This window comes from Seonamhaeicola marinus, assembly GCF_008085455.1.
The window spans coordinates 125,614-147,348 of the sequence record NZ_VSDQ01000679.1; the positions used below are offsets into that span (position 1 = coordinate 125,614).

The 21,735-nt window shown below is 33.2% G+C and carries 22 protein-coding genes; 13 read left to right on the forward strand and 9 right to left on the reverse strand.

Annotated features, from left to right (window positions below; genetic code table 11):
• Positions 1–21: 21 nt before the first annotated feature.
• From FUA24_RS11690 to FUA24_RS11700, 4 genes are all read right to left on the reverse strand, one after another.
• Positions 22–570 carry a carboxymuconolactone decarboxylase family protein gene (locus FUA24_RS11690; protein ID WP_148542474.1) on the reverse strand — a complete coding sequence of 183 codons (549 nt, stop codon included), beginning with the start codon at positions 568–570 and terminating at the stop codon, positions 22–24.
• 111 nt (positions 571–681) lie between these two features.
• Entirely contained in the window at positions 682–849 is a 168-nt protein-coding gene (locus FUA24_RS25200; RefSeq protein ID WP_187388265.1) for a hypothetical protein, read from the reverse strand.
• A 91-nt stretch (positions 850–940) separates the two neighbouring features.
• A complete protein-coding gene (locus tag FUA24_RS11695) occupies positions 941–1,783 on the reverse strand; it encodes a helix-turn-helix domain-containing protein (RefSeq protein ID WP_148542475.1) in 843 nt (280 codons plus the stop codon).
• A 30-nt stretch (positions 1,784–1,813) separates the two neighbouring features.
• Positions 1,814–3,943 (reverse strand): Tex family protein, encoded by a 2,130-nt coding sequence (locus tag FUA24_RS11700; protein WP_148542477.1) that lies wholly within the window; start codon positions 3,941–3,943, stop codon positions 1,814–1,816.
• Between the two features lie 273 nt (positions 3,944–4,216).
• Here FUA24_RS11700 and FUA24_RS11705 point away from each other — a divergent pair, with 273 nt between their 5' ends.
• The 3 genes from FUA24_RS11705 (at position 4,217) to FUA24_RS11715 (ending at position 8,384) form a co-directional block, all read left to right on the forward strand.
• On the forward strand, positions 4,217–5,737 hold the full coding sequence (locus FUA24_RS11705) for an alpha-L-fucosidase (protein WP_148542479.1): 1,521 nt from the start codon (positions 4,217–4,219) through the stop codon (positions 5,735–5,737).
• 78 nt (positions 5,738–5,815) lie between these two features.
• Entirely contained in the window at positions 5,816–6,286 is a 471-nt protein-coding gene (locus FUA24_RS11710; RefSeq protein WP_148542481.1) for a nuclear transport factor 2 family protein, read from the forward strand.
• A gap of 379 nt (positions 6,287–6,665) precedes the next feature.
• Entirely contained in the window at positions 6,666–8,384 is a 1,719-nt protein-coding gene (locus tag FUA24_RS11715; protein ID WP_148542483.1) for a GH35 family beta-galactosidase, read from the forward strand.
• Between the two features lie 84 nt (positions 8,385–8,468).
• Here FUA24_RS11715 and FUA24_RS11720 read toward each other — a convergent pair whose 3' ends face one another.
• Positions 8,469–8,987, reverse strand: a complete 519-nt coding sequence (locus tag FUA24_RS11720; protein WP_148542485.1) for a ferritin — start codon at positions 8,985–8,987, stop codon at positions 8,469–8,471.
• Positions 8,988–9,135: 148 nt separating this feature from the next.
• Here FUA24_RS11720 and FUA24_RS11725 point away from each other — a divergent pair, with 148 nt between their 5' ends.
• Entirely contained in the window at positions 9,136–9,459 is a 324-nt protein-coding gene (locus FUA24_RS11725) for a T9SS type A sorting domain-containing protein (protein WP_148542486.1), read from the forward strand.
• Between the two features lie 3 nt (positions 9,460–9,462).
• Here FUA24_RS11725 and metG read toward each other — a convergent pair whose 3' ends face one another.
• Positions 9,463–11,547 carry a methionine--tRNA ligase gene (gene metG, locus FUA24_RS11730; RefSeq protein WP_148542488.1) on the reverse strand — a complete coding sequence of 695 codons (2,085 nt, stop codon included), beginning with the start codon at positions 11,545–11,547 and terminating at the stop codon, positions 9,463–9,465.
• A gap of 202 nt (positions 11,548–11,749) precedes the next feature.
• Here metG and FUA24_RS11735 point away from each other — a divergent pair, with 202 nt between their 5' ends.
• On the forward strand, positions 11,750–12,778 hold the full coding sequence (locus FUA24_RS11735) for a S66 peptidase family protein (RefSeq protein WP_246147031.1): 1,029 nt from the start codon (positions 11,750–11,752) through the stop codon (positions 12,776–12,778).
• A gap of 143 nt (positions 12,779–12,921) precedes the next feature.
• On the opposite strand, the gene FUA24_RS11740 is transcribed toward FUA24_RS11735, so the two are convergent.
• Positions 12,922–13,509 (reverse strand): YceI family protein, encoded by a 588-nt coding sequence (locus FUA24_RS11740; protein ID WP_148542490.1) that lies wholly within the window; start codon positions 13,507–13,509, stop codon positions 12,922–12,924.
• Positions 13,510–13,634: 125 nt separating this feature from the next.
• Here FUA24_RS11740 and FUA24_RS11745 point away from each other — a divergent pair, with 125 nt between their 5' ends.
• Positions 13,635–14,492, forward strand: a complete 858-nt coding sequence (locus FUA24_RS11745; protein WP_148542491.1) for a winged helix-turn-helix domain-containing protein — start codon at positions 13,635–13,637, stop codon at positions 14,490–14,492.
• Here FUA24_RS11745 and FUA24_RS11750 read toward each other — a convergent pair.
• The gene (locus tag FUA24_RS11750; protein WP_148542494.1) at positions 14,489–15,256 is read right to left on the reverse strand and encodes a molecular chaperone DjiA; all 768 of its coding nucleotides are present in this window, start codon (positions 15,254–15,256) and stop codon (positions 14,489–14,491) included. The two genes, FUA24_RS11745 and FUA24_RS11750, sit on opposite strands and share 4 nt — an antisense overlap.
• A gap of 212 nt (positions 15,257–15,468) precedes the next feature.
• Here FUA24_RS11750 and FUA24_RS11755 point away from each other — a divergent pair, with 212 nt between their 5' ends.
• The 6 genes from FUA24_RS11755 to FUA24_RS11780 all read left to right on the forward strand — a co-directional run bounded on the left by FUA24_RS11755 (position 15,469) and on the right by FUA24_RS11780 (position 19,287).
• The gene (locus tag FUA24_RS11755) at positions 15,469–15,879 is read left to right on the forward strand and encodes a BrxA/BrxB family bacilliredoxin (RefSeq protein ID WP_148542496.1); all 411 of its coding nucleotides are present in this window, start codon (positions 15,469–15,471) and stop codon (positions 15,877–15,879) included.
• Between the two features lie 106 nt (positions 15,880–15,985).
• Entirely contained in the window at positions 15,986–16,387 is a 402-nt protein-coding gene (locus FUA24_RS11760; protein WP_148542498.1) for a hypothetical protein, read from the forward strand.
• Positions 16,388–16,540: 153 nt separating this feature from the next.
• Positions 16,541–17,278, forward strand: a complete 738-nt coding sequence (locus FUA24_RS11765; protein ID WP_148544265.1) for a lysophospholipid acyltransferase family protein — start codon at positions 16,541–16,543, stop codon at positions 17,276–17,278.
• Between the two features lie 10 nt (positions 17,279–17,288).
• The gene (locus tag FUA24_RS11770; RefSeq protein WP_148542501.1) at positions 17,289–18,281 is read left to right on the forward strand and encodes an acyl-ACP desaturase; all 993 of its coding nucleotides are present in this window, start codon (positions 17,289–17,291) and stop codon (positions 18,279–18,281) included.
• Between the two features lie 10 nt (positions 18,282–18,291).
• Positions 18,292–18,630: a n-acetylglutamate synthase gene (locus FUA24_RS11775; protein ID WP_148542503.1), complete on the forward strand. Its 339-nt coding sequence runs from the start codon at positions 18,292–18,294 to the stop codon at positions 18,628–18,630.
• A 3-nt stretch (positions 18,631–18,633) separates the two neighbouring features.
• Entirely contained in the window at positions 18,634–19,287 is a 654-nt protein-coding gene (locus tag FUA24_RS11780; RefSeq protein ID WP_148542506.1) for an HD domain-containing protein, read from the forward strand.
• Here the strand turns inward: FUA24_RS11780 and FUA24_RS11785 are convergent.
• The gene (locus FUA24_RS11785) at positions 19,284–20,159 is read right to left on the reverse strand and encodes an AraC family transcriptional regulator (protein ID WP_148542508.1); all 876 of its coding nucleotides are present in this window, start codon (positions 20,157–20,159) and stop codon (positions 19,284–19,286) included. The genes FUA24_RS11780 and FUA24_RS11785 overlap by 4 nt on opposite strands.
• Before the next feature lie 520 nt (positions 20,160–20,679).
• Here FUA24_RS11785 and FUA24_RS11790 point away from each other — a divergent pair.
• Positions 20,680–21,273, forward strand: coding sequence for a hypothetical protein (locus tag FUA24_RS11790; RefSeq protein ID WP_148542510.1), 594 nt, complete (start codon positions 20,680–20,682; stop codon positions 21,271–21,273).
• The last annotated feature ends 462 nt before the right edge of the window (positions 21,274–21,735 follow it).

Consider the following 21,735-nt stretch of genomic DNA (forward strand, 5'->3'; position numbering starts at 1 on the left):
TATTTTGGTTATTAATTATTCTTAAATAGCTACTTCTTCTAATGGCTGAGCCACTGGAAAATCTACTGGTACTTGAGTTGTACTATGAACGTAATTAGAAATCGTTTTGTCTCCAACTAAAGAGATTACGTCTATAACACTTCCTTTAGAATACCCTGCGTTTAGGAAGTTTTCTAAAACTGATGCATCTGTTTTACCTCTATTTTCTGTAACATTTTTAGCAAATTGAGCTAAGGCATTAAGTTTAGTATCAAAAGATGCTCTTCCTGCACGTAATTCAAGAATTTGCTCATCTGTAAATCCGTTCATCTTACCTATTGCAGTGTGTGCAGATAAACAATAAATACATTTATTTACTTCGCTTACAGCTAAGTTTACAACTTCTTTTTCTTTAGCCGAAAGAGATGTCTTTGCGTTAGCAAAGTTTAAATAGTTTTCTAAAGCGGTGTTACTGTGTGCGTATGTTGCATACAAGTTAGGTACAAACCCTACTGCTTTTTCTAGGTTATCAAAAATTGCTTGATTGTTTTCGCTTACTTCTTCTCTTTTTAGAACATTAAATGTGCTCATAATTATAATTTTTATTTGTTATTTATTTGTTTAAAATTCTTAGTACAAAATTGCAATATGAACAGGTGCTACACCATGTAAATACCACCTTTGTAGTTGTCAATTTTTCCTTTACATGTTTTTAACATCAACAAAAGGTCTTTCTGTATCACAATAGAAATCATGATGATGTTTTTGTTCACAATGTGTTTTTGGACTTATTGTATTAACTAATGCAGACTTATTACTTCCCCTGAAAATTTCAATTAAATTGAAAATAGATATATGTTTTAAATTCATGACTTTGTTGTTTTATAATTACAGTACAAAGATGAATTTTAAATTGAAGGGATAGAATAGAAGAAATTCCTAAGTAAATGTCAATTTTTCCCTAAGAAGCGTTTTTTAGTTGTTTTTTAAAGTCTGAAGGAGAAAATGAGGTATGTTTTTTAAATAACCTGCTTAAATGTGAGGCATCTTCAAAGCCTAAATCAAAGGCTATTTCTTTCGCTGTTTTGTTGGTATAGATTAACAAACGTTTGGCTTCTAAGACGATACGTTCATGAATAAGTTTTAAAGGACTCTTATTAAATTTAGCAAAAGAGTTAGAGAGTGTTTTGGGCGATTTAAAAAGCTGATCTGCATAAAACTGAACACTATGTTCATTTCTAAAGTGTGTTTCAACCAAAACATTAAAGGCTCTTAACAATTCAGTTTTGGTATCTTTCTTATTGGTTTCTATTTGCTCTTTTTCCTTAAGTAATCTAGTTATTTTAATAATGAATCGTGCCATAAGCATTCGGAGCATTTCTGCTTGAATGGTATCTTTAGTTTCAATTTCATCTACTAAAATATCATGAAGCATATTAAATTTAATTTGCTCACTTTCATTTAGATGTATTATAGGATTTTGCTCGCTTCCAAAAAACAATAAACCAGCACAACCTACTTCTTTATCATGATCTTTAATACAATAGAACTCACGGTTAAAGAAATATACCTTTAAATTAGATCCGGATACGTATTGAAAATATTGAACATTTGTAAGAGACACCACACTATGTGGTTCTAAAGTTAATGGTATGCTATCTACTACAACTTCAGCTTTTTCTTCTCCTGTTCTAATAAAGGCAAAAATATCTAATTGTTTAGATTCTTTAAAGGGCTCGAGTAGAGATTCGTTACCCACTTTTAATATGGCGTCTGTAGAAAACTCAGAAAAAGAATATATCATGTAAACTATGTCTACTTTGTTCCTATATCATTACATTTTCTTATGAAGTTTTAATTGAATACGCTTTCTATTCAAATCTATATCTAAAACTTGCACCACAATTTGTTGGTGTAAGTGCACATGTTCATTTACATCTTTTACAAAGCTATCAGAGAGATTAGAAACATGAATTAGTCCACTTTCTTTGATACCAACATCAACAAAGCATCCAAAATTTGTAATATTATTTACTATACCAGGTAATAACTGCCCCTCCCTTAAATCATTAATTGTTTTTATATTTTGATTAAAGGCAAAAACTTTAGCTTGTTCCCTAATGTCTAAACCAGGTTTTTCTAGTTCTTTTATAATATCTTCTAAAGTTGGTAAACCAACAGTATCCGAACAATAGTCTTTAAGGTTTATGTTCTTGAGTGTTTCGGGTTTACCAATTAGTGTATTTACAGATTGCCCTAAATCTTTCGCCATTTTTGTAACAATCTGATAACGCTCTGGATGCACTGAAGAATCATCTAAGGGATTTTTAGCATCTTTGATTCTCATAAAAGCCGCACTTTGCTCAAAAGCCTTGCCTCCCAACCTTGGCACATTTTTTAAATCTTTTCTAGATGTAAAAGCACCATTTTCATTTCTATAATTAAATACATTTTCGGCAAGTTTTGGGCCAATGCCAGATACATAACTTAATAAAGACTTACTGGCAGTATTAATATTTACACCAACAGCATTTACACAATTTTCTACAACGCTTTCTAAGGACTTTTGAAGTTTAGATTGGTCTACATCATGCTGATATTGCCCAACACCAATAGATTTGGCATCAATCTTTACTAATTCGGCCAAAGGATCTTGTAAACGCCTGCCAATAGATATAGCACCTCTTACTGTTACATCATAATTCGGAAATTCTTCTCGAGCAATTTTTGAAGCAGAATAAATACTTGCTCCTGCTTCACTAACAACAAAGACTTGTATATCGTTTTTAAATCTAATTTTTCTTATTAAAGCCTCAGTTTCTCTAGATGCAGTACCATTTCCTATGGCAATAGCTTCAGTTTTATAGGCATCTGCCAAAGAACTTATCTTCTTCATAGCTCCTATACTGTCGTTTTTTGGAGCATGTGGATATATGGTTTCATTATAAAGTAATTGGCCTTGTGCATCTAAGCATACTACTTTACAGCCTGTTCTAAAACCAGGATCTATAGCCAATACGCGTTTTTCACCCAGAGGTGATCCTAATAGTAATTGTTTTAGGTTTTTTGCAAAAACTGCAATTGCAGAATCATCGGCTTTTTCTCTTGCAATTTGCAAAGCTTCATTACTTAAAGAAGGTAACAACAAGCGTTTGTATGCATCTTTTATAGCAATTTCAATTTGATCTGCACAGTAGTTATTAGACCTTATAATGCGCTGTTCAATTTTGGCAAGAGCTCTGTCGTCATCAATAGAAATTTTTAGTTTTACATACCCTTCCTTTTCAGCTCTTAAAATAGCCAACAATCTGTGTGAAGGAATTCTACTTAAAGATTCCTCCCAATCAAAGTAATCTTTAAACTTTTGAGCGGCGTCTTCATTTTCTTTAGCTTTTACAACCTTTGTTGAAATCAGCGCAAACCGTTCTAGTTGGTAACGAATATTACCTCTTATATCTGTTCGTTCATTTATCCACTCTGCAATAATATGTCGTGCACCTTCTAAAGCCTGGTCTTCAGATGCAATCTCTCCTTTTACATACCTAAAGGCAACAGATTCTATATCACTGGCATTCTGGCTCATTATAATTTTTGCCAAAGGTTCCAAACCTAACTGTCTTGCCTTTTCAGCTTTTGTTTTTCTGCTCTTTTTGTATGGTAAGTAAATATCTTCTAAAGTTGTTAAATCTTGGGCAGCTGCAATTTTATTTTGTAGTTCTGAACTTAAAACATCCTGTTCTTCTAAAGCCTTTAATATGGCTTTTTTACGTTTTTCTAAAGCTTCAAATTGTTCCTTAAATTTTACAATAGCTCCAATTTGAACTTCGTCTAAATTTCCTGTTCTTTCCTTCCTGTAACGAGAAATAAATGGGACAGTACAATCCTCATTTAATAGTTCTAAAGTGTTTTTAACCGAAGTTTTATTTAGCTGAGTGTGCCTTATTATATAGTCTAAAATCTGCATTAATTTCGTTTTGAAAAGACTGCAATTTAAAAAGAATCTTGTTTTTAGAACATATTCCGCTAGTTAAGTCTAGTTTTTAACTTGACATTTACTTTACTCACTGATATTCAAAGTTATTTGGGATACCCTAAAAAGGTAAATCCAGACCAATTGTTGGCAAAATAACCATTCGTTGTACTATAAAAAACGAATGTTGCCATAAAATAGCTCTAGATTAATTTAATTTGTTCAGCATTCTAATCAAACCTATAATAAACTTAAGAGATGAAAAATATGTTCAAAATTTTAGCTATTGCGCTTCTGATCGTTTCTTGTAAACAAGAGGAGAAAATTGCAATGGCTAGCGAGACTGACTCGAAAAAATACGAGCCAAATTGGGAGTCTTTGGCAAAACACAAAGCGGATCCAGAATGGTTTCACGATTCTAAACTAGGTATCTATTTTCACTGGGGTGTTTATAGTGTACCTGCTTACGGTTCTGAGTGGTACCCTTACAGATTATACAGAACAGATGTTTACCCAGACTATAAAGAATATCATGAAAAGAACTATGGTAAACTAGAAGAATTTGGATATCATGATTTTATCCCAATGTTTAAAGCTGAGAAGTTTGACGCTGAAAACTGGGCAGATTTATTTAAAGCAGCTGGAGCAAAATTTGCAGGACCTGTAGCACAACATCATGATGGTTTTGCCATGTGGGATAGTGAGCTAAATCCATGGAACTCTGCAGATATGGGACCTAAAAAAGATATTACAGGTGAAATATTAACAGCATTAAAGAAACGTGGTTTAAAAACCATGACGTCTTTTCACCATGCTAGACTAAGACAACGCCATGATGGAGATTCGGCAAAGTGGGATACTTATAACAGCCATTTTGCTTATCATCCAGATTATCCAACATCTTCAGATGACGCAGATCTTAAAAAGTTTTATGGTAATATGCCTCAAAAAGAATTTGACCAGTATTGGTTAGATCAGGTAAATGAAGTTGTAGATAAGTATTCTCCAGACATGTTATGGTATGATGTATGGTTAAACCATGTTGCCGAAGACAAAATCGAAGAAATGGCTGCTCACTTCTTAAATCATGGGTTAGAAACTGGTCAAGAGCCTGTTTTAATTGCAAAGCATGATGACTTACCTAAAAACATGAGTGTTTTAGATATTGAGCAAGGCGGTAAAAAAGACGTCTCTCAAGACGTTTGGATGACCGATATTACCGTTAGTGATAAAGGAAGCTGGTGTTACACCCATGGTCAGGTTTATAAATCTCCTGAGTTGTTATTAAGAAATATGATTGATGTATGGAGTAAAAACGGTGTGGTATTATTAAATATCTCTCCAATGGCTGATGGTACAATTAATAAAGAACAAAGAGAGTTATTAACTGGTGTAGGATCTTGGTTAGACACTTATGGAGAAGCTGTATACGGTACAAGACCATTTCATATTTATGGTTTCGGACATGCAAAAGCGGCAGACGGTGCACACGGAGGACAATCTGCAAAAGTTAAATATACTGAAGACGACATTCGTTTCACGACGTCAAAAGATAAAAAATCCCTTTATGTTTTCTTACTTGGTAAACCAAAACCAGGTACTAAAATTAATTTAGGTAAATTAAACAATATTGGATATGGACCAGCTACGCCAGTAAAACGTGTAGTTGAGTTAAAATCTGGTAAAGAAGTTGAATGGGAAAGAACAGAGCGTTCGCATTCATTTGTCATTCCTGAGGGCATTGAATTAAGCGGATTAGCAAATGTTTTTAAAATGGAGTTAGAGTAATATTATCTTATTTAATTAAATTAGAACCTTTATTGAGGCAATTTGCTTCAATAAAGGTTTTTTTAATTTTAAGCTCTTATGAAATTCTTTAACATATTACTTAGTACGACTCTCCTTTTTATTTTAGGCTGTAAACAACCTGAAACCAATTCTAATGACAACACTAAAGATTTTAAAGCAGTAGAACATGTTGTTCAAGGTGTTTTTGATGATGTATGGAGTGACAAAAAATCTGAGCTTTTAAGCACCTATCATACCGATGATTTTATTCTTTTAGAACACGGAGAAGTCTGGACAAACGATACCATAGCTAATTGGTGTAAACGTGCTAAAGTTAGAGACCAAGGTATGAAGCGTACAAATAGTTTTGATTTTTTTAAAGCTAAAAGAGAAGGCAACAAAATATGGATGGCTTATCATAATTACGCAACCTTTAAGAAAGATACTATTACCAGTAAAGCGCAATGGCTAGAAAGCATTGTAGCCGTAAAACAAGATAGTATTTGGAAGTTAGAACTAATGCATTCAACTTATGTAAACCAGCATTAAGCTACTTTCTTGTATAAATCAAAACAAGGGCATTTTTTACAACGCTTATTTTCGCCCTTTTTGAACTTTTTGCAGCAGCTAGACTTTACTTTATCTGAAGTAATAATACCTAGTTCCTTTAATTTTTTAACTGCTTTTTTTTGTTCTTTCTTACCCAAAACAAGATTATGAATTACAAATTCTGCGCAAATATAATTTATTTTTAATTAATCTAAATAAGATTAAATGTTAAAATTTATACTTTCAACACCGCAAGACTAAAAGTCTTAAGATTTCAAAACTGGATAAAAACTAATCAATTGCTCTCATAATGCGATGCGGTTTCATATTTGTACAAAAAAGTCAATATTTTTAAAAAGACTAAACTTAAAAATTAGACATGAAACCACTTATTTCATCTCCACATCCTATTAGACATTTCTTCCTTTTTCTATTTGTTTTCACTTCGTTTTTTAATGCCCAAACGCTTCCGTACTTAAAAAAAGATAATAATAAAGTGCAGTTAATCGTACATGATAAACCTTTTTTAATAATGGGAGGAGAGCTCTCTAATTCCATTAGTGGTAGTATTGCTCATATGGAAAATAGAGAAAACCCCATTCCTAGAAAAAAATATGCCATGATTAATGGTAGTTTGGGTAATGACAGCAGCCAAAACATGACCTACAAGGGATCCGTTTGGCAACAAATGGTAGACCTAAATGTTAACACCGTTTTAGCAGCGGTATCTTGGGAAATGATTGAACCAGAAGAAGGCAAATTTGACTTTTCAATTGTAGACGCCATGGTTCAAGGTGCACGAGAGAAAGATTTAAAACTCATTCCGCTTTGGTTTGGATCATGGAAAAATGGCATGTCTAGCTATGTTCCGCTTTGGGTAAAACAAGATTACAAACGTTTTCCTAGAACTCAAATACAAAATGAAGGTAGTATCGAAACCTTATCTACATTCAGTGAAGCATCTCTTAAAGCAGATGCCAAAGCTTTTAAGGCGCTTATGGCACATATTAAAAAAATTGACAGTGCGCATCATACCGTAATCATGGTTCAAGTTGAAAACGAAGTTGGCATTCATAAAGATTCTAGAGACAGATCTAAAAGAGCTGATAAAGCTTATAAAAGTGAGGTTCCAAAAGCCTTAATGCACTACCTAATTAAAAACAAAGGTAGACTTACACCTGAATTGGATAAACTTTGGAAATCTAGCAATTACAGAACCTCCGGAACTTGGTCTGAGGTTTTTGGTGAAAGTGTTTGGACTGAACTTACGTTCACCTCATGGCAATATGCCAACTACATGAATCACGTGGCCAAAGAAGGTAAATCTGTTTATAATTTACCAATGTTTGTTAATGCATGGTTAGAATATGGAGACGATGCGCAACCAGGTAATTTTCCAACAGGTGGTCCCCTACCGAGAGTTATGGATATATGGAAAGCTGCTGCACCAGATATCGATTTTATGAGTCCCGATATTTACGGTTCAAATTTTAAAGAATGGTGCGATTTATACACCAGACAAGGTGATCCATTATTTGTTCCAGAAACGTGGTGGAATAAACCAAAATATGTTACTTACATGCTCTATGCGTTTGGAAATTATAATACACTAGGCGTTGCTCCTTTTGGTATAGACCGATTAGAACCAGAAGAATACCAACCTCTTAGAGAAATGTATAGGGCCGTTTCGTTCTTATCTCCGCAGATTTTAGAATACCAAGGCAACAAAAACAAAATGCAAGCATTTCTTTTAAATAAAGATACGCCAACCATAACGCTAGAAATGGATAATTACATGGTAAAAGCAAGTTTATACAAAAGACGCGGTACCTATAGAGTAGATGACGCACATGGTATTATTATAAAAACGGATGAAGATAAATTTATAATAGTTGGCAGTAAGGCTGTTGTGAGTTTTAATCCTAAAAACGGAAAAGAAAAAGCAGGCATTGGACCTGTAAACGAATATATTTATGTTAACCAAAAATGGCAAAAAGGGCGACGACTTGGTGGTGATGAAACCAACAGAGGACAAGGTGTATTTTTACCAGTGGAAGGGTTAGGCATCCAAGATGTTATTGTCTATAAATATAAATAACCTGTAACAGTGTATTAAAAACGGGCATAGTAAACTATAATTTACAATACCCGTTTTACATATTTTGTTATAATTATTACTAATCTATTCTGGCGCAACTGTTGACGCCGTAGTAACTGTTAGATTTTGAATATCTCTGTCAAATAAATATAAACCACCTTTATCGTCACCTATTAGGTTTATTTTATCTAAAATAGTGCGCGCTACTGCTTCTTCTTCTATTTGTTCTGATACATACCACTGTAAAAAGTTATGTGTAGCGTAATCTTTCTCCTGAAGTGTTATATGCACTAACTCATTGATGCTTTGAGATACAAACATTTCGTGCTTTAATAACAACTCAAACATCTCCTTAAACGACCCAAAGGTAACATCTGGAGCCTTTAAAGCAGATACTTTAGCATGACCTCCACGCTCATTCACAAACTTAACCAGTTTTAACATATGCTCACGTTCTTCATCGGATTGTGCATACATGAAATTGGCAACACCTTCTAGCCCTTTTACCTCTGCCCAACATGCCATAGCTAAATAGATTTGAGATGATTCTGCCTCTATTTTTATTTGATTATTTAATGCGTCTTCTATAGTTTTTGATACCATGATTTTTTCTTTTTAGTAAAGTTAATTATTTCCCTTAGATATTTCAATTTATAAAATTTGATGTCAATTTGATTCTTATTTACTCTAAAACATAATTTAATTGCCTTGTAACCCGTTAGTATATAACCTTATACCTAAAAAAAACACCATGAAAACCCTATTTTTAATATTCTTTCTACTAGCTACATGTCACACAGCAGTATCTCAATCCAATGATCCCAATCGAGATATTGAGACAAAATCCGTGTTTAAATGCCACCCAAATCCAGTTGAAAATGATCTATTTATTGTAGGTACTCACAAAATTAAAAGTGTAGAATTCATTGATGTTTTAGGGAAACGAGCTGCCATTTACCTTTTTAATAAGAGCATCATTAAACTAGATGTATCTTACTTAAAAAGCGGTATCTACCTTTTACAAGTTATTGATGAAAACAATAAGGTTGAAACAAAGAAATTGGTTGTTAAGTAAACCCTAACTTATTTGCAATCCATTAGCTACTGACGCATCATCAGGATTAACAAATACCAATTTACCATCTGGCGTTTCTGTCATTAAAATCATTCCTTGACTTTCAACACCTCTTAAAGCTCTTGGTGCTAAATTCACTAAAACGGTAACTCTTTTGCCAATGACTTCCTCAGCGGAAAAGCTTTCTGCAATTCCAGACACAATAGTCCTAGTATCAATACCTGTATCTACCTTTAACTTCAACAATTTTTTGGTTTTAGGCATTTTTTCAGCTTCTAATATGGTACCGACTCTAATATCTAACTTAGTAAAATCTTCGAAAGTAATCGTGTCCTTTTGAGGTTCTACTTTTTTGTTGGCAGCCTCATTAGCCTTTTTGCTGGCTTCTAGCTTATCTAACTGCTCTTGGATGGTTTTATCTTCAATTTTAGAGAATAACAATTCTCCCTTCCCTATTTGATGACCTGCAGGTAGTAAAACATCTTTATTTGGAATATCATTCCAATGGTTCTCAATACTATTCTCCTTCGCCGAATCACTCGAACTTACATTTAGAATGTTCTTTAACTTCTCCGAAGTAAACGGTAAAAAAGGTTCGCATAAAGTAGCTAGGGCACTAGCTATTTGTAACGCCACATACATTATGGTTTGTGTTCTTGCTTCGTCTTCTTTTATTTTCTTCCAAGGTTCTTCATCTGCCAAGTACTTATTCCCTAGGCGTGCCAAATTCATTAATTCTTGCCCTGCTTCTCTAAATCTATAACGTTCAATAGAACTCGCAATTACACTAGGATAAGCTTTTACAGCAGCCAAAGTTTCTTCATCAACTTGCGTAAAGGCACTTGGCGATGGCACAACACCTTCATAGTATTTATTAGTTAATACCACCACACGGTTAATGAAGTTTCCGAAAATGGCAACTAACTCATTGTTATTTCTTGCTTGAAAATCTTTCCAAGTAAAATCGTTATCCTTTGTTTCCGGCGCATTAGCATTTAAAGCATAACGTAAGACATCTTGCTGCCCGGGAAAATCTTTTAAGTATTCTGGTAACCAAACTGCCCAATTTTTAGAGGTGGATAGTTTATTGCCTTCTAAATTTAAAAACTCATTAGCAGGGACATTTTCAGGTAAAATATAGCTGCCTTCTGCTTTTAACATGGATGGGAAAATGATACAGTGAAACACTATATTATCTTTACCAATAAAGTGAACGAGTTTTGTCTCTTCATCTTTCCAGTAAGGTTCCCAATCTTTTCCTTCACGTTCTGCCCATTCAATAGTTGAAGAGATGTAACCAATAGGGGCATCAAACCAAACATAGAGCACTTTTCCCTCTCCGCCTTCAACTGGCACTGGAATTCCCCAATCTAAATCGCGTGTAACGGCTCTTGGACGTAAACCATCGTCTATCCATGATTTTACTTGTCCGTATACATTAGGCTTCCAATCTTTTTTATGCCCTTTTAAAATCCATTCTTTTAAAAAGTCTTCATGTTTATCTAGTGGTAAAAACCAGTGTTTTGTTTGCTTTAAAGTAGGTGTGTTTCCTGTAATTGCAGATTTAGGATTAATTAAATCTGTTGCATTATGACTCGTACCACAGTTTTCACATTGATCTCCATAACTTTCTTCATAACCACATTTAGGACAAGTACCAACAACAAATCTATCTGCTAAGAACTGGTTAGCCTGCTCATCGTATAATTGTTCTGTAGTTTCTTCTATAAATTCGCCCTTATCATATAGCGTTTTGAAAAAATCGGACGCCGTTTTATGATGAATAGACGCTGAGGTTCTGGAATAATTGTCATAACTAATCCCAAAGTCTTCAAAAGATTGTTTTATGATTGCATGATACTTATCAACAATATCTTGAGGAGTAACACCTTCGTTTTTAGCTTTAATAGTAATAGGAACACCATGTTCATCACTTCCACCAATAAATGCTACATCATTTCCTGTTAAACGCAAATAACGCACATAAATATCTGCAGGCACATACACTCCAGCTAAGTGCCCAATATGAATGGGGCCATTAGTATAAGGTAATGCAGTTGTGATTGTATATCGTTTTGGTTGACTCATAATTCCTTTTATATATCTTAACTAAGCCGCAAAAGTACACATTTTGAGGGCTTTTTTCGAAAAAAAGTGACTAATAAATCAATATCAAAAGCCTGTATAAAACTTTGTCAACTTAGTAGATACCGTATTTCTGCGGGATTAGTTCAATAAACAATTTTAAATTCGCCACAAAAGCGCTTTAAAATTAAGTTTCACTAAAAAAATGTACATTTACAATATGTCTAGAAACCTACTCATTTTATGTGTGTTTTGTGCTTCTTTTTTCTTTGGAAAGCATACCACTATTGCTCAAAATGAACCATTAAAACAAGAATTAAATTTGAAACAACCGCCATATTTAAAAGCAGGAGACACAGTAGCCATTGTTGCCCCAGCAGGAATTCTTAAAAACAGAAAAGCTGAAATTGAACATGCCAAAGCTTTATTAAAACGATGGGGGCTGCATGTTGAGGTTGGCACTCATGTTTTTAATCAAGGGCGCCATTTTGCTGGTACAGATGATGAACGCTGCGAAGACTTCCAAAAAGCTCTAAATGATCCGAAAATAAAAGCTATTTGGTGCGCTAGAGGTGGTTATGGTTCCGTTAGGATTTTAGATAAATTAGACTGGACTGCATTTAAAGAAAATCCAAAATGGATAATCGGTTATAGTGACATTACCGCTTTTCACAATCAGGTACATAATTTTGGTATTCAATCTTTACATGCCATGATGTGTACAAGTTTGCAAGATGAACCTGCAACCATAAAAGAAACTATTGATACGTTTAAAACGGCACTTTTTGGGGCGTCTTTAAAGTATACTTTACAGGGGTCTACTTATAATAAATCAGGTTCGGTATCTGCGCCCATTGTTGGAGGAAACTTAACCATTTTACATACCATGTTAGGGTCTGAAACTAGTATTGATACTTCTGGAAAAATTCTCTTCATTGAAGAAATTGGGGAATATAAATATCATATAGACAGAATGCTTCAAAGCCTAAAACGTGCAGGATACTTTAATAACTGTAAAGGTGTAATTATTGGTGATATGACCAAAATAAAGAAGAATACAACGCCTTGGGGCTCTTCAATTGAACAACTTATTTTAGATGTTCTCTCCGAATATAATTTCCCAATTGCCTTTAACATGCCCGCTGGACACGAAAAAGATAATAGGGCTTTGATACTTGGTAAAACTGCTGTATTAAATGTTAGCAAAAACCAATCTACCTTGGTGTTTAAGTAAAAACTTAAAATTCTGTAAACTGTTCTTCTTAACGCCTTGTACTGAATGTATTTTCAGTGTTTCAGAAGCTCAAATTAACGGACTTTAGTAAAGGAGAACCTGAAACAAGTTCAGGTTGACACTCCTTCCTTTTAAAGACTATTTTAACACATATCTTGAAACCAAATAATGGCAACTTTAAACTTTATAGCATCCGAAATAATACCATCTTTAACAGCCCCAAACAGCCCTTTAGATTTATAATCAACGCCCCATAAGGTTCTATCAATACTAAATTCTGTATGGAGTTTTATACCATCTTTTCTAAAATCTAGTTTCCCCTTAAATTTAATGGGATTGGTTATTCCTTTTATAGTTAAGTCCGCAAACACCTCAACATTTACGTTATCTTTATAATAAACTTGCGTAATACTAAGTTTTGCCTCAGGAAATTTAGCAACGCTAAAAAAATCATCGTTCTTTAAATGATCTACTAGCATTGCGTTATATCTACCATCGGTATTTTCAATAGTATTCATGTCAATAATAAATTCGCCACCAACAATCTTAAACTCTTTTAACTTCATGGCGCCAGATTTTATATTAACCGTTCCTGAGTGTTTTCCCATTTCAAAAGTTTTAGAGCCTTCCCACTCCACATAACTTTTTGAGGTACTAATTCTAAATTCTTTTTCTTGAGCATTTGTTAAAACACTCAGACATAATGTAGTGATAAATAATAATGTTTTCATTGGTAAAAAGTTTTTGATAAAACTATAAATGGTACCTCTAGATAATGTCAAAAAAGTGTAAAAGAAGTGCAAAACCCCTGTAAAACTTGTAGATTTTAAGTTTATTAGCTACTTTGATAATAGTTATGAAAAAAAGGTCTTTTTTACTAATACTACCAGTTCTACTATTAGCTGTTTTCATCTTTTTAAGCTTTCAAAAAGACGATAGCAAAGATAGTTTTGACCAAACTGTTAAAGTCACCCTTAGAGCCATTGGCAATAAATTGCTTTTGGCAAGTAAAGATTCTACATCACTAATTCTACCAGTAAAAAAGGTAAAAGAGAACCACTATAAATTAGAATTCCAAAAGCAGCTAGCAATTACTCCGGATAGTTTAGTAACTATTGCTAATGCAAGTTTAAAAAAAGCCAAATTACCTAAACGGTATATTGTTGAAGTAGTTAATTGCTCTAATAACGAAGTATCCTATAGTTTTAAAATAAGTGCCTTTTCGGAAAAAGACATTGTACCCTGTTTAGGACGAAACCTCCCTGCTGATTGCTATATAATTCATGTGTTTTTCTTGGAAAAAACTTCCTTTTTTGATTCCGCGGCATTTCCAATCTTAGTAACTATTTTTACGCTATTAGTTCTCATATTTCTATTGAAAAAGAAAAGGCCTCAAACCACAGAAATTGAGCCCAATAATTTTGTTAAAATAGGAGCTTATAAGTTTTATAAGGATCAAAACAAATTGATTAGAGATACTACCGAAATTAAATTGTCTACCAAAGAATGTGAGCTAATGCAAATGTTTAGTGCACATCAAAACGAAATTATAAAACGGGAAACCTTAATAAAACACATTTGGGAAGATAATGGCGTTTTTGTGGGCAGAAGCTTAGATACCTTTATTTCTAAATTACGTAAAAAGTTTAAAGATGATAACACCATAAACATTGTAAATGTTCATGGTGTAGGCTATAAATTGGAGGTTGGTTAAAACCCTAACTCCTTTTGTAGGTGCTCATAAGCATCTTGTACTTGTCTGAACTTTTCTTCAGCGCCTTTTTGATGTTCTTTTCCAAGATGTATAACTCTGTCCGGATGGTATTTTTTAGCCATCTTCCTGTAAGCTTTTTTAATTTCATCTACAGAGGCCCCTTTTTCAAGTTCTAAAACCGTGTAAGCATTATCGCTACTGCTATAAAACATGGCTTTTATACTTTCATAATCTCTGGCATTAATACCCAAATACCCAGCCATTATTTGTATTTCTCTTTCCTCATCACTGGTAACTAATCCATCGGCTTTAGCTATTCCAAATAAAAAGTGCATTAATTGTAAACGAGATGCATGATCCATCATCTGCTTAATCTGCAAACATACCTGTCTCTTAGAAATCTTCTGTTTGCTTATACCTTTAAATAACTGAAATGCATGATTAGCACGTTCCTTGCCATACATGCTAGAAAATTGATTTCGCACATAATCAAGCTCCCTTTGGTCTTGTTTTCCATCGGCTTTAATAACTATTGAAGCTAAAATCAAGAGGCTCACTTCAAAATCGCCAGATTGTGTTTGCGGTCTCTGTGTTCTACTGCTGTATGTTCTTCTTTTTTGCTTTTTTCCTTCACCTAATAAAACATCACCTCCTCCGTTAGACACAGCATCTACAATACTTCCTAAAGCCACACCTATTATAGCACCTATTGGTCCGCCAAAAGACCAACCTAAGGCACCTCCTATCCATTTTGATACACTCATGTAATTATAAATTTTATTTATCGTCAAACCTACATATAAAATAATAATCTAAAAAAGTAGACTGTAATTTTTGTAGGTTCACTCAGACCTATTTAATGAAATGTTAAAAATCTGAGTAAATATAATATAGTTAGTTGATTGCAAGACGATATTGTTACACAATTGGTATCTTTGCAACGCTAAAAAATTGTTAATTATTTAAATTTAAAAATATGTATCCAGCAGAATTAGTAAAACCAATGCGCGAAGACCTTACAAACGTTGGTTTTGAAGAATTACAAACTGTTGAAGCAGTAGACGCTGCTTTAGCCAAAGAAGGCACTACTTTAGTAGTAGTAAATTCTGTATGTGGGTGTGCTGCCGCTAACGCGCGTCCGGGAGCTAAAATGAGCTTACAAAACGATAAAAAACCTGATAACATTGTAACCGTTTTTGCAGGTGTAGATAAAGAAGCTGTAACTAAGGCAAGAGAATATATGATTCCTTTCCCTCCTAGTTCTCCTAGTATGGCCTTGTTTAAGAATGGTGAATTAGTGCATATGTTAGAGCGTCATCATATTGAAGGTAGACCAGCAGAACTTATTGCTGAAAATTTAGTAGACGCTTACAACGAGCACTGCTAATTTCTTAGTCTAAAGATAACATTTAAACCACGAAATAGTCGTGGTTTTTTTATGCCCAAACGCAACCTTTTAGAGTTACACTCATCTTATCAATAAAAGAAATATAATGAAAAATAGCCTTAAGTACCTTTCAATTTTTGTTTTAATTGCTTTAACAGTAACAGCATGTCTTTCTGATGATGGTAACGATTCTGATTCATACGAAAATGAAGTTCAAACCTTGCAAACCTTAAAGGCAGATATTGAAGCCCTTGTAGCAACTTCGGTTTGTAATGAAAGTACGGAATGTAAATCTATAGCCTTTGGGAGCAAACCTTGTGGCGGTCCTTGGAGCTATCTTATTTATTCTACATCTATTGACACTCAAGAACTTGAAACTAAAGTAGGACAATACAATCAGTTAGAAGCTATTTTTAATGCAAAATGGGGTGTTCTGTCAGATTGCGCTGTAGCTAACCCGCCAGTTGATATTATTTGTGAAAATAATGAATGTGTGGCTGTGTATTAACTTGTAGTTTAGTTACTTTTCTTCTGTAAATCTAAATTTTGTTTTAATAGTACAAAATTTAGATACACTTCAGGAATCATGATATCAGTACATAAATTTTTTCATTTAGTTTTTACAAATTTTTAAATGAAAAAAATTCATGTACTTTTGGGCATGATGAAAATTTTATCATACCCACTAACCATATTATATTACCTGTGTTTTTTATTAACACTGGTGTTCTTTCATCCTATTCAATGGTTTTGCTTTAATGTATTTGGTTATAAGGCGCATAAGTTGAGTGTAGATGCACTGCAATTTTTCCTAATTAAGTGTCAGCATGTTTTAGGAACAAGAATTTCCTTTAATAATACTCATGATATTCCAACCAATGTACCTTTAATTATTGTAGCGAATCATCAAAGTATGTATGATATCTCACCTATAATGTGGTACATGCGTAAGCATCATGCAAAATTTATAAGTAAAATTGAACTTGGAAAGGGTATTCCAAGTGTTTCATATAATTTACGTCATGGTGGCTCTGTTTTAATAGATCGAAAAAACCCAAGGCAATCCCTACCTGCAATTATGAAGTTTGGTGAATATATTGAAGCCAATAAACGCGCTGCAGTTATTTTTCCTGAAGGTACCAGAAGTAAAAATGGTGTGCCTAAGCCATTTCAAACAAAAGGATTACAGATTTTATTTAAAAAAATACCATCGGCCTTAGTTGTTCCAGTTTCTATTAATAATTCCTGGAAAATGGTTAAATACGGCAAATTTCCTATGGGTTTAGGTACGCATATAAAATTTAAGGTTCATGAACCTTTAAAGCTATCTGATTATGCCAATAAAGAGGAGCTCATCACTATAGTAGAACGTAAAATAAAAGAACATATTCACCCTTAATTATAAATAAATGTCATTAAAAAATGTGCGATTAGAAGTCATGCAGTTTTTGGAAAAAGATGTAGACGCACTTATTCAAAAGTATTTAATTCCAATAGATAAAATTTGGCAACCAACAGATTTTCTTCCTGATTCTGAAAGTGATAATTTCTTTGAAGAAATAAAAGAAATAAGAGAACTTTCTAAAGAACTACCTTATGATTTTTGGGTGGTTTTAGTGGGTGATATGATTACTGAAGAAGCCTTACCAACATACGAGTCTTGGTTAATGGATGTTGAAGGTGTAGATCAGGTAAACAATCCTAACGGATGGTCTAGATGGGTAAAGCACTGGACAGGAGAAGAAAACAGGCATGGTGATGTTTTAAACAAGTACTTGTATTTATCTGGTAGAGTAAACATGCGCGAAATAGAAGTCACTACACAGCACTTAATTTCTGATGGATTTGATATTGGTACAGATAGAGACCCTTATAAAAACTTTGTTTATACAAGTTTCCAAGAGTTGGCCACTTACATATCACATAATAGAGTTGCCAAAATTGCTAAGCAGTATGGTAATAAAAGATTGGCAAGAATGTGTCAAATGGTTTCTGGCGATGAAATGAGACATCATAATGCGTACTCAGAATTTGTAGAGCGTATTTTTAAGGTAGATCCTAGCCAAATGATGATGGCGTTTCATTATATGATGAAACAGAAAATTACAATGCCAGCTCACTTTTTAAGAGAATCTGGAGACAAAATAAGCACTGCTTTCGAAGAGTTTTCTAATACGGCACAGCGTATAGGCGTGTATACCTCTACAGATTATGTAGACATACTTAAAAAGTTAATAGACCGTTGGGAAATTGATAAGATTACCAACCTTACAGATGAAGCTGAAAAGGCCAGAGATTATTTAATGAGGCTGCCAGATAGAATGTACCGTTTAGCAGAACGAATGAAGATTCCAGATAACTCTTTTCAATTTAAATGGGTTGAACCAGCATCTGTAAAATAACTTTTTTCAATTGATTAATTACCACGATAAAAAATTTAGACCGCTCTCGTATTCGGAAAATAGTGAAACTGATTCTAAAACTGTTTTTCATTACAAGCAAAAAGGAAATGTTTTAACGTGTAGTTACAATGGCAATAGTATTTTAGAAGGCCATCTCATTGGGTTGGTAAATGCTAACGGACAAATCGATATGCGTTATCATCAAATTAACCTTAAAGGCGAATTAATGACTGGTATCTGTAAATCTACTCCAGAAATCTTAGACAATGGAAAAATACGACTTCATGAAGATTGGCAATGGACTTCTGGTGATAACTCTAAAGGACAATCTATCTTAGAAGAACTATAACCTATGAACTCAGAAGACATTATAAATAAAACGAAAGCTTTTGTTAAAGAAACGCTTTCTGGAGCCGAGGGTGGCCATGATTGGTTTCATATACAAAGAGTATTTAATAATGCCTTATTAATAGCTAAAAATGAACCTGTAGATCTTTTTATAGTGTCTTTAGGTGCCCTATTACATGATATTGCAGATAGCAAGTTTCATAACGGAGATGAAACCATTGGCCCTAAAGTAGCCAGAGAGTTCTTGTTTAATCATAATGTAGATTCTGTGGTTATTGAACATGTAGTAAACATTATTGAAAACATATCATTTAAAGGCGGTAATATTGAACAAGAGTTTAAGTCGCCCGAGTTAGATGTTATTCAAGATGCTGATAGATTAGATGCTATTGGTGCCATTGGTATTGCCCGTACATTTAATTATGGCGGATTTAAAAACAGGCAATTGTATAATCCAGACATTGCACCAAATCTAAACATGACAAAAGAAGCCTATAAGGCATCTACGGCACCAACAATAAATCATTTTTACGAAAAATTACTGCTGCTTAAAGACCGTATGAATACCAAAACAGGAAAAAGGTTAGCTACTGAAAGACATGAGTTTATGGAACTATACCTAAAGCAGTTCTTTAACGAATGGAACGGTAAAGTCTAACCTATAATTTGCTTAATCTCTTTTCTATAGTTTGAAGCACTTTTACCAATAATCTCATTAAACTGTTTATTAAAATGAGAGAAGTTGTTAAAGCCGCATTCAAAACAAATATCTGCAATACTCATTTGGCTTTCATTTAGCAACTTGGTAGCGTGTACTATTCTAATCTCATTTACTACCTGTGTAAACGTTTTTCCGGTTGTCTTTTTAAAATATCTACAAAATGCAGGTACCGTCATACTTACCTTATCGGCAATATCTTCTAAGGCAATATGATCTTTAAAATTGGCATTTACATATTTGTAAATAGTTTTAATCTTATCGGTGTCTTGCGGTTCTGCCTCAAATACAAATCCGTCGGCATTTAAAATGGTATAATCATCTGTTGTAGCCAAGTATTGTAAAATCTCAAGAAGCTTTAATATACGGTCAAAACCAGTGTAGTTCTCTAAATCTTCAATTTTTGGCCCAACGTAATCCTTTGTGGCCCTATTAAATAAAATACCACCTTTAGCCTTTTCAAACAAGGTCTTTATAGCATTAGCTTCTGGTACTCTATTAAAAAAGTTTTCACCTAAAAAGTCTGGTCTAAATTGTATGGTCGTTTCAATACCAGCAGCGGTTAATCTATCTGTAAATCCATTATGCGGCAGATTAGAACCAATTAATATAAGCTGGCTATTGTTAAAATAAGACAAGTGATTTCCAATATGTGTCTTTCCCTGCCCTCTGTTTACATATATAAGTTCCAATTCTGGGTGAAAATGCCAAAACATTTCACTTCTATCTTGCTTATCGTTATGTTGCTTCACCAGTATAGATGTACCAAACGAGGGCGAAAGCTTTTTAAATGTAGGTTTCTTTGTTATCATAGTGGGATGCTTTTATATGCAAAATTAAAACATATTATGCATACATTATATATTTTATTACCTCAAATATATACAAAATTAACTTAACACGGATTTAACATATCGTTAACGGTTAAAATAGCATATAAATTAGCAAAAATTGATGTTTTTCAGCACCTACATCTAACATATCTTTGTAGTGTCGATAAGACAAACGTTCAAATCAAGAAAAAAAGAATTAAAAATTCATATAAAATACATTAATAATTAGTTTAATGTCTTATTTAGTTTAGTTGGTAGAAGTGGGCTGTGGTGGCCCACTTTTTTTTTGCTTTAAACTGAAAATAGCACCATATTCAAATAGCATCAACTAAAACGTTTTAGATGTGTAGTATTAACTCAAACATATGCTATATTAACTTAACACAAATCTAACATTAAATTAACAGGTAATTTAGCATATAAATTAGTCAAAATTCATGTTTTTCACCTCTCAAACCTGCCATAACTTTGCAGTGTAAACGTTAAAGTATTACGTATTATGAAAAATGTATTATTAAACATTAGAAAAGGAATCTTAACGGTAGCAATGATGGCTACGGTAATAGGTTACGCATCAGAAAGAACTTCAATTATTAAAGATGCTAAAAGAACATCAATTACATTAAGTAACGTAAAGAAAGGTAATTTACTTTCTATAAAAGATGTTAATGGTGTTGTTTTGTATAATGAAACTATTGAGCAGACAGGAATATATACTAAAGGTTTTGACCTAACTGCTTTACCAAACGGAGAATACTCTTTTGAATTAGATAAAGATGTTGAAATAAGAACAATCCCTTTTTCTGTTATAGACAAAAAAGTAGTATTTAATAAAGAAGACGAAACAGTTTATAACAAACCTGTTGCTGTTCTTAAAGAAGGTTTAGTATATGTTACTAAGCTTGCTCCTAAAGGTGAGCCATTAAAAATTAGCTTTTACAGTGTTGAAGCCTCTAGCGCTGAAGAGTTATTATACACGGAAACTATAGAAGGTACTCAAGCAATAGAAAGAGCTTTTAAGCTTGAGGCTGGTAATTATAAAATAGTCTTTAATTCAGATAATAAAGATTTTACAAAATTCATTAATAATTAGTTTAATGTCTTATTTAGTTTAGTTGGTAGAAGTGGGCTGTGGTGGCCCACTTTTTTTTTGCCCTATTTTTATGTAGTCTTTCGTTTTTCTGTTTCAAGCTGCAAATCAAATTTCCAACAATAGTCTTAGTGCCTTTTTCGATGTATGTCTTCTCATTATAAGTTTAGGTTTCTCATTCCAGAATAATTTGATCCTACTATAAGTTATAATTCACTTCATTAAAACTCCAACCAAACATCTATATATTATGTATGGGTTAATTAAATTTTTCTAAAGGAAAATTCCACGCTAATTACACCTTCAAATTTAGGCTAAAATTACGCACTTACATTTTAACACTTTTTAATGTGTTTTAATAAAAACTTTCACAAAAACTAATATATCGTCTTCTTATTTAAATAATGACTATTATTTATGTTAAAAAACTGAAATCATAAAAACACCGAAATATATAGCTAATTA

Bases quoted from the DNA above. Each gene is read 5' to 3' on its own strand.
- FUA24_RS11690 (WP_148542474.1), bottom strand. From the start codon at position 570: ATGAGCACATTTAATGTTCTAAAAAGAGAAGAAGTAAGCGAAAACAAT.
- FUA24_RS25200 (WP_187388265.1), bottom strand. From the start codon at position 849: ATGAATTTAAAACATATATCTATTTTCAATTTAATTGAAATTTTCAGG.
- FUA24_RS11695 (WP_148542475.1), bottom strand. From the start codon at position 1,783: ATGATATATTCTTTTTCTGAGTTTTCTACAGACGCCATATTAAAAGTG.
- FUA24_RS11700 (WP_148542477.1), bottom strand. From the start codon at position 3,943: ATGCAGATTTTAGACTATATAATAAGGCACACTCAGCTAAATAAAACT.
- FUA24_RS11705 (WP_148542479.1), top strand. From the start codon at position 4,217: ATGTTCAAAATTTTAGCTATTGCGCTTCTGATCGTTTCTTGTAAACAA.
- FUA24_RS11710 (WP_148542481.1), top strand. From the start codon at position 5,816: ATGAAATTCTTTAACATATTACTTAGTACGACTCTCCTTTTTATTTTA.
- FUA24_RS11715 (WP_148542483.1), top strand. From the start codon at position 6,666: ATGAAACCACTTATTTCATCTCCACATCCTATTAGACATTTCTTCCTT.
- FUA24_RS11720 (WP_148542485.1), bottom strand. From the start codon at position 8,987: ATGGTATCAAAAACTATAGAAGACGCATTAAATAATCAAATAAAAATA.
- FUA24_RS11725 (WP_148542486.1), top strand. From the start codon at position 9,136: ATGAAAACCCTATTTTTAATATTCTTTCTACTAGCTACATGTCACACA.
- metG (WP_148542488.1), bottom strand. From the start codon at position 11,547: ATGAGTCAACCAAAACGATATACAATCACAACTGCATTACCTTATACT.
- FUA24_RS11735 (WP_246147031.1), top strand. From the start codon at position 11,750: ATGTACATTTACAATATGTCTAGAAACCTACTCATTTTATGTGTGTTT.
- FUA24_RS11740 (WP_148542490.1), bottom strand. From the start codon at position 13,509: ATGAAAACATTATTATTTATCACTACATTATGTCTGAGTGTTTTAACA.
- FUA24_RS11745 (WP_148542491.1), top strand. From the start codon at position 13,635: ATGAAAAAAAGGTCTTTTTTACTAATACTACCAGTTCTACTATTAGCT.
- FUA24_RS11750 (WP_148542494.1), bottom strand. From the start codon at position 15,256: ATGAGTGTATCAAAATGGATAGGAGGTGCCTTAGGTTGGTCTTTTGGC.
- FUA24_RS11755 (WP_148542496.1), top strand. From the start codon at position 15,469: ATGTATCCAGCAGAATTAGTAAAACCAATGCGCGAAGACCTTACAAAC.
- FUA24_RS11760 (WP_148542498.1), top strand. From the start codon at position 15,986: ATGAAAAATAGCCTTAAGTACCTTTCAATTTTTGTTTTAATTGCTTTA.
- FUA24_RS11765 (WP_148544265.1), top strand. From the start codon at position 16,541: ATGATGAAAATTTTATCATACCCACTAACCATATTATATTACCTGTGT.
- FUA24_RS11770 (WP_148542501.1), top strand. From the start codon at position 17,289: ATGTCATTAAAAAATGTGCGATTAGAAGTCATGCAGTTTTTGGAAAAA.
- FUA24_RS11780 (WP_148542506.1), top strand. From the start codon at position 18,634: ATGAACTCAGAAGACATTATAAATAAAACGAAAGCTTTTGTTAAAGAA.
- FUA24_RS11785 (WP_148542508.1), bottom strand. From the start codon at position 20,159: ATGATAACAAAGAAACCTACATTTAAAAAGCTTTCGCCCTCGTTTGGT.
- FUA24_RS11790 (WP_148542510.1), top strand. From the start codon at position 20,680: ATGAAAAATGTATTATTAAACATTAGAAAAGGAATCTTAACGGTAGCA.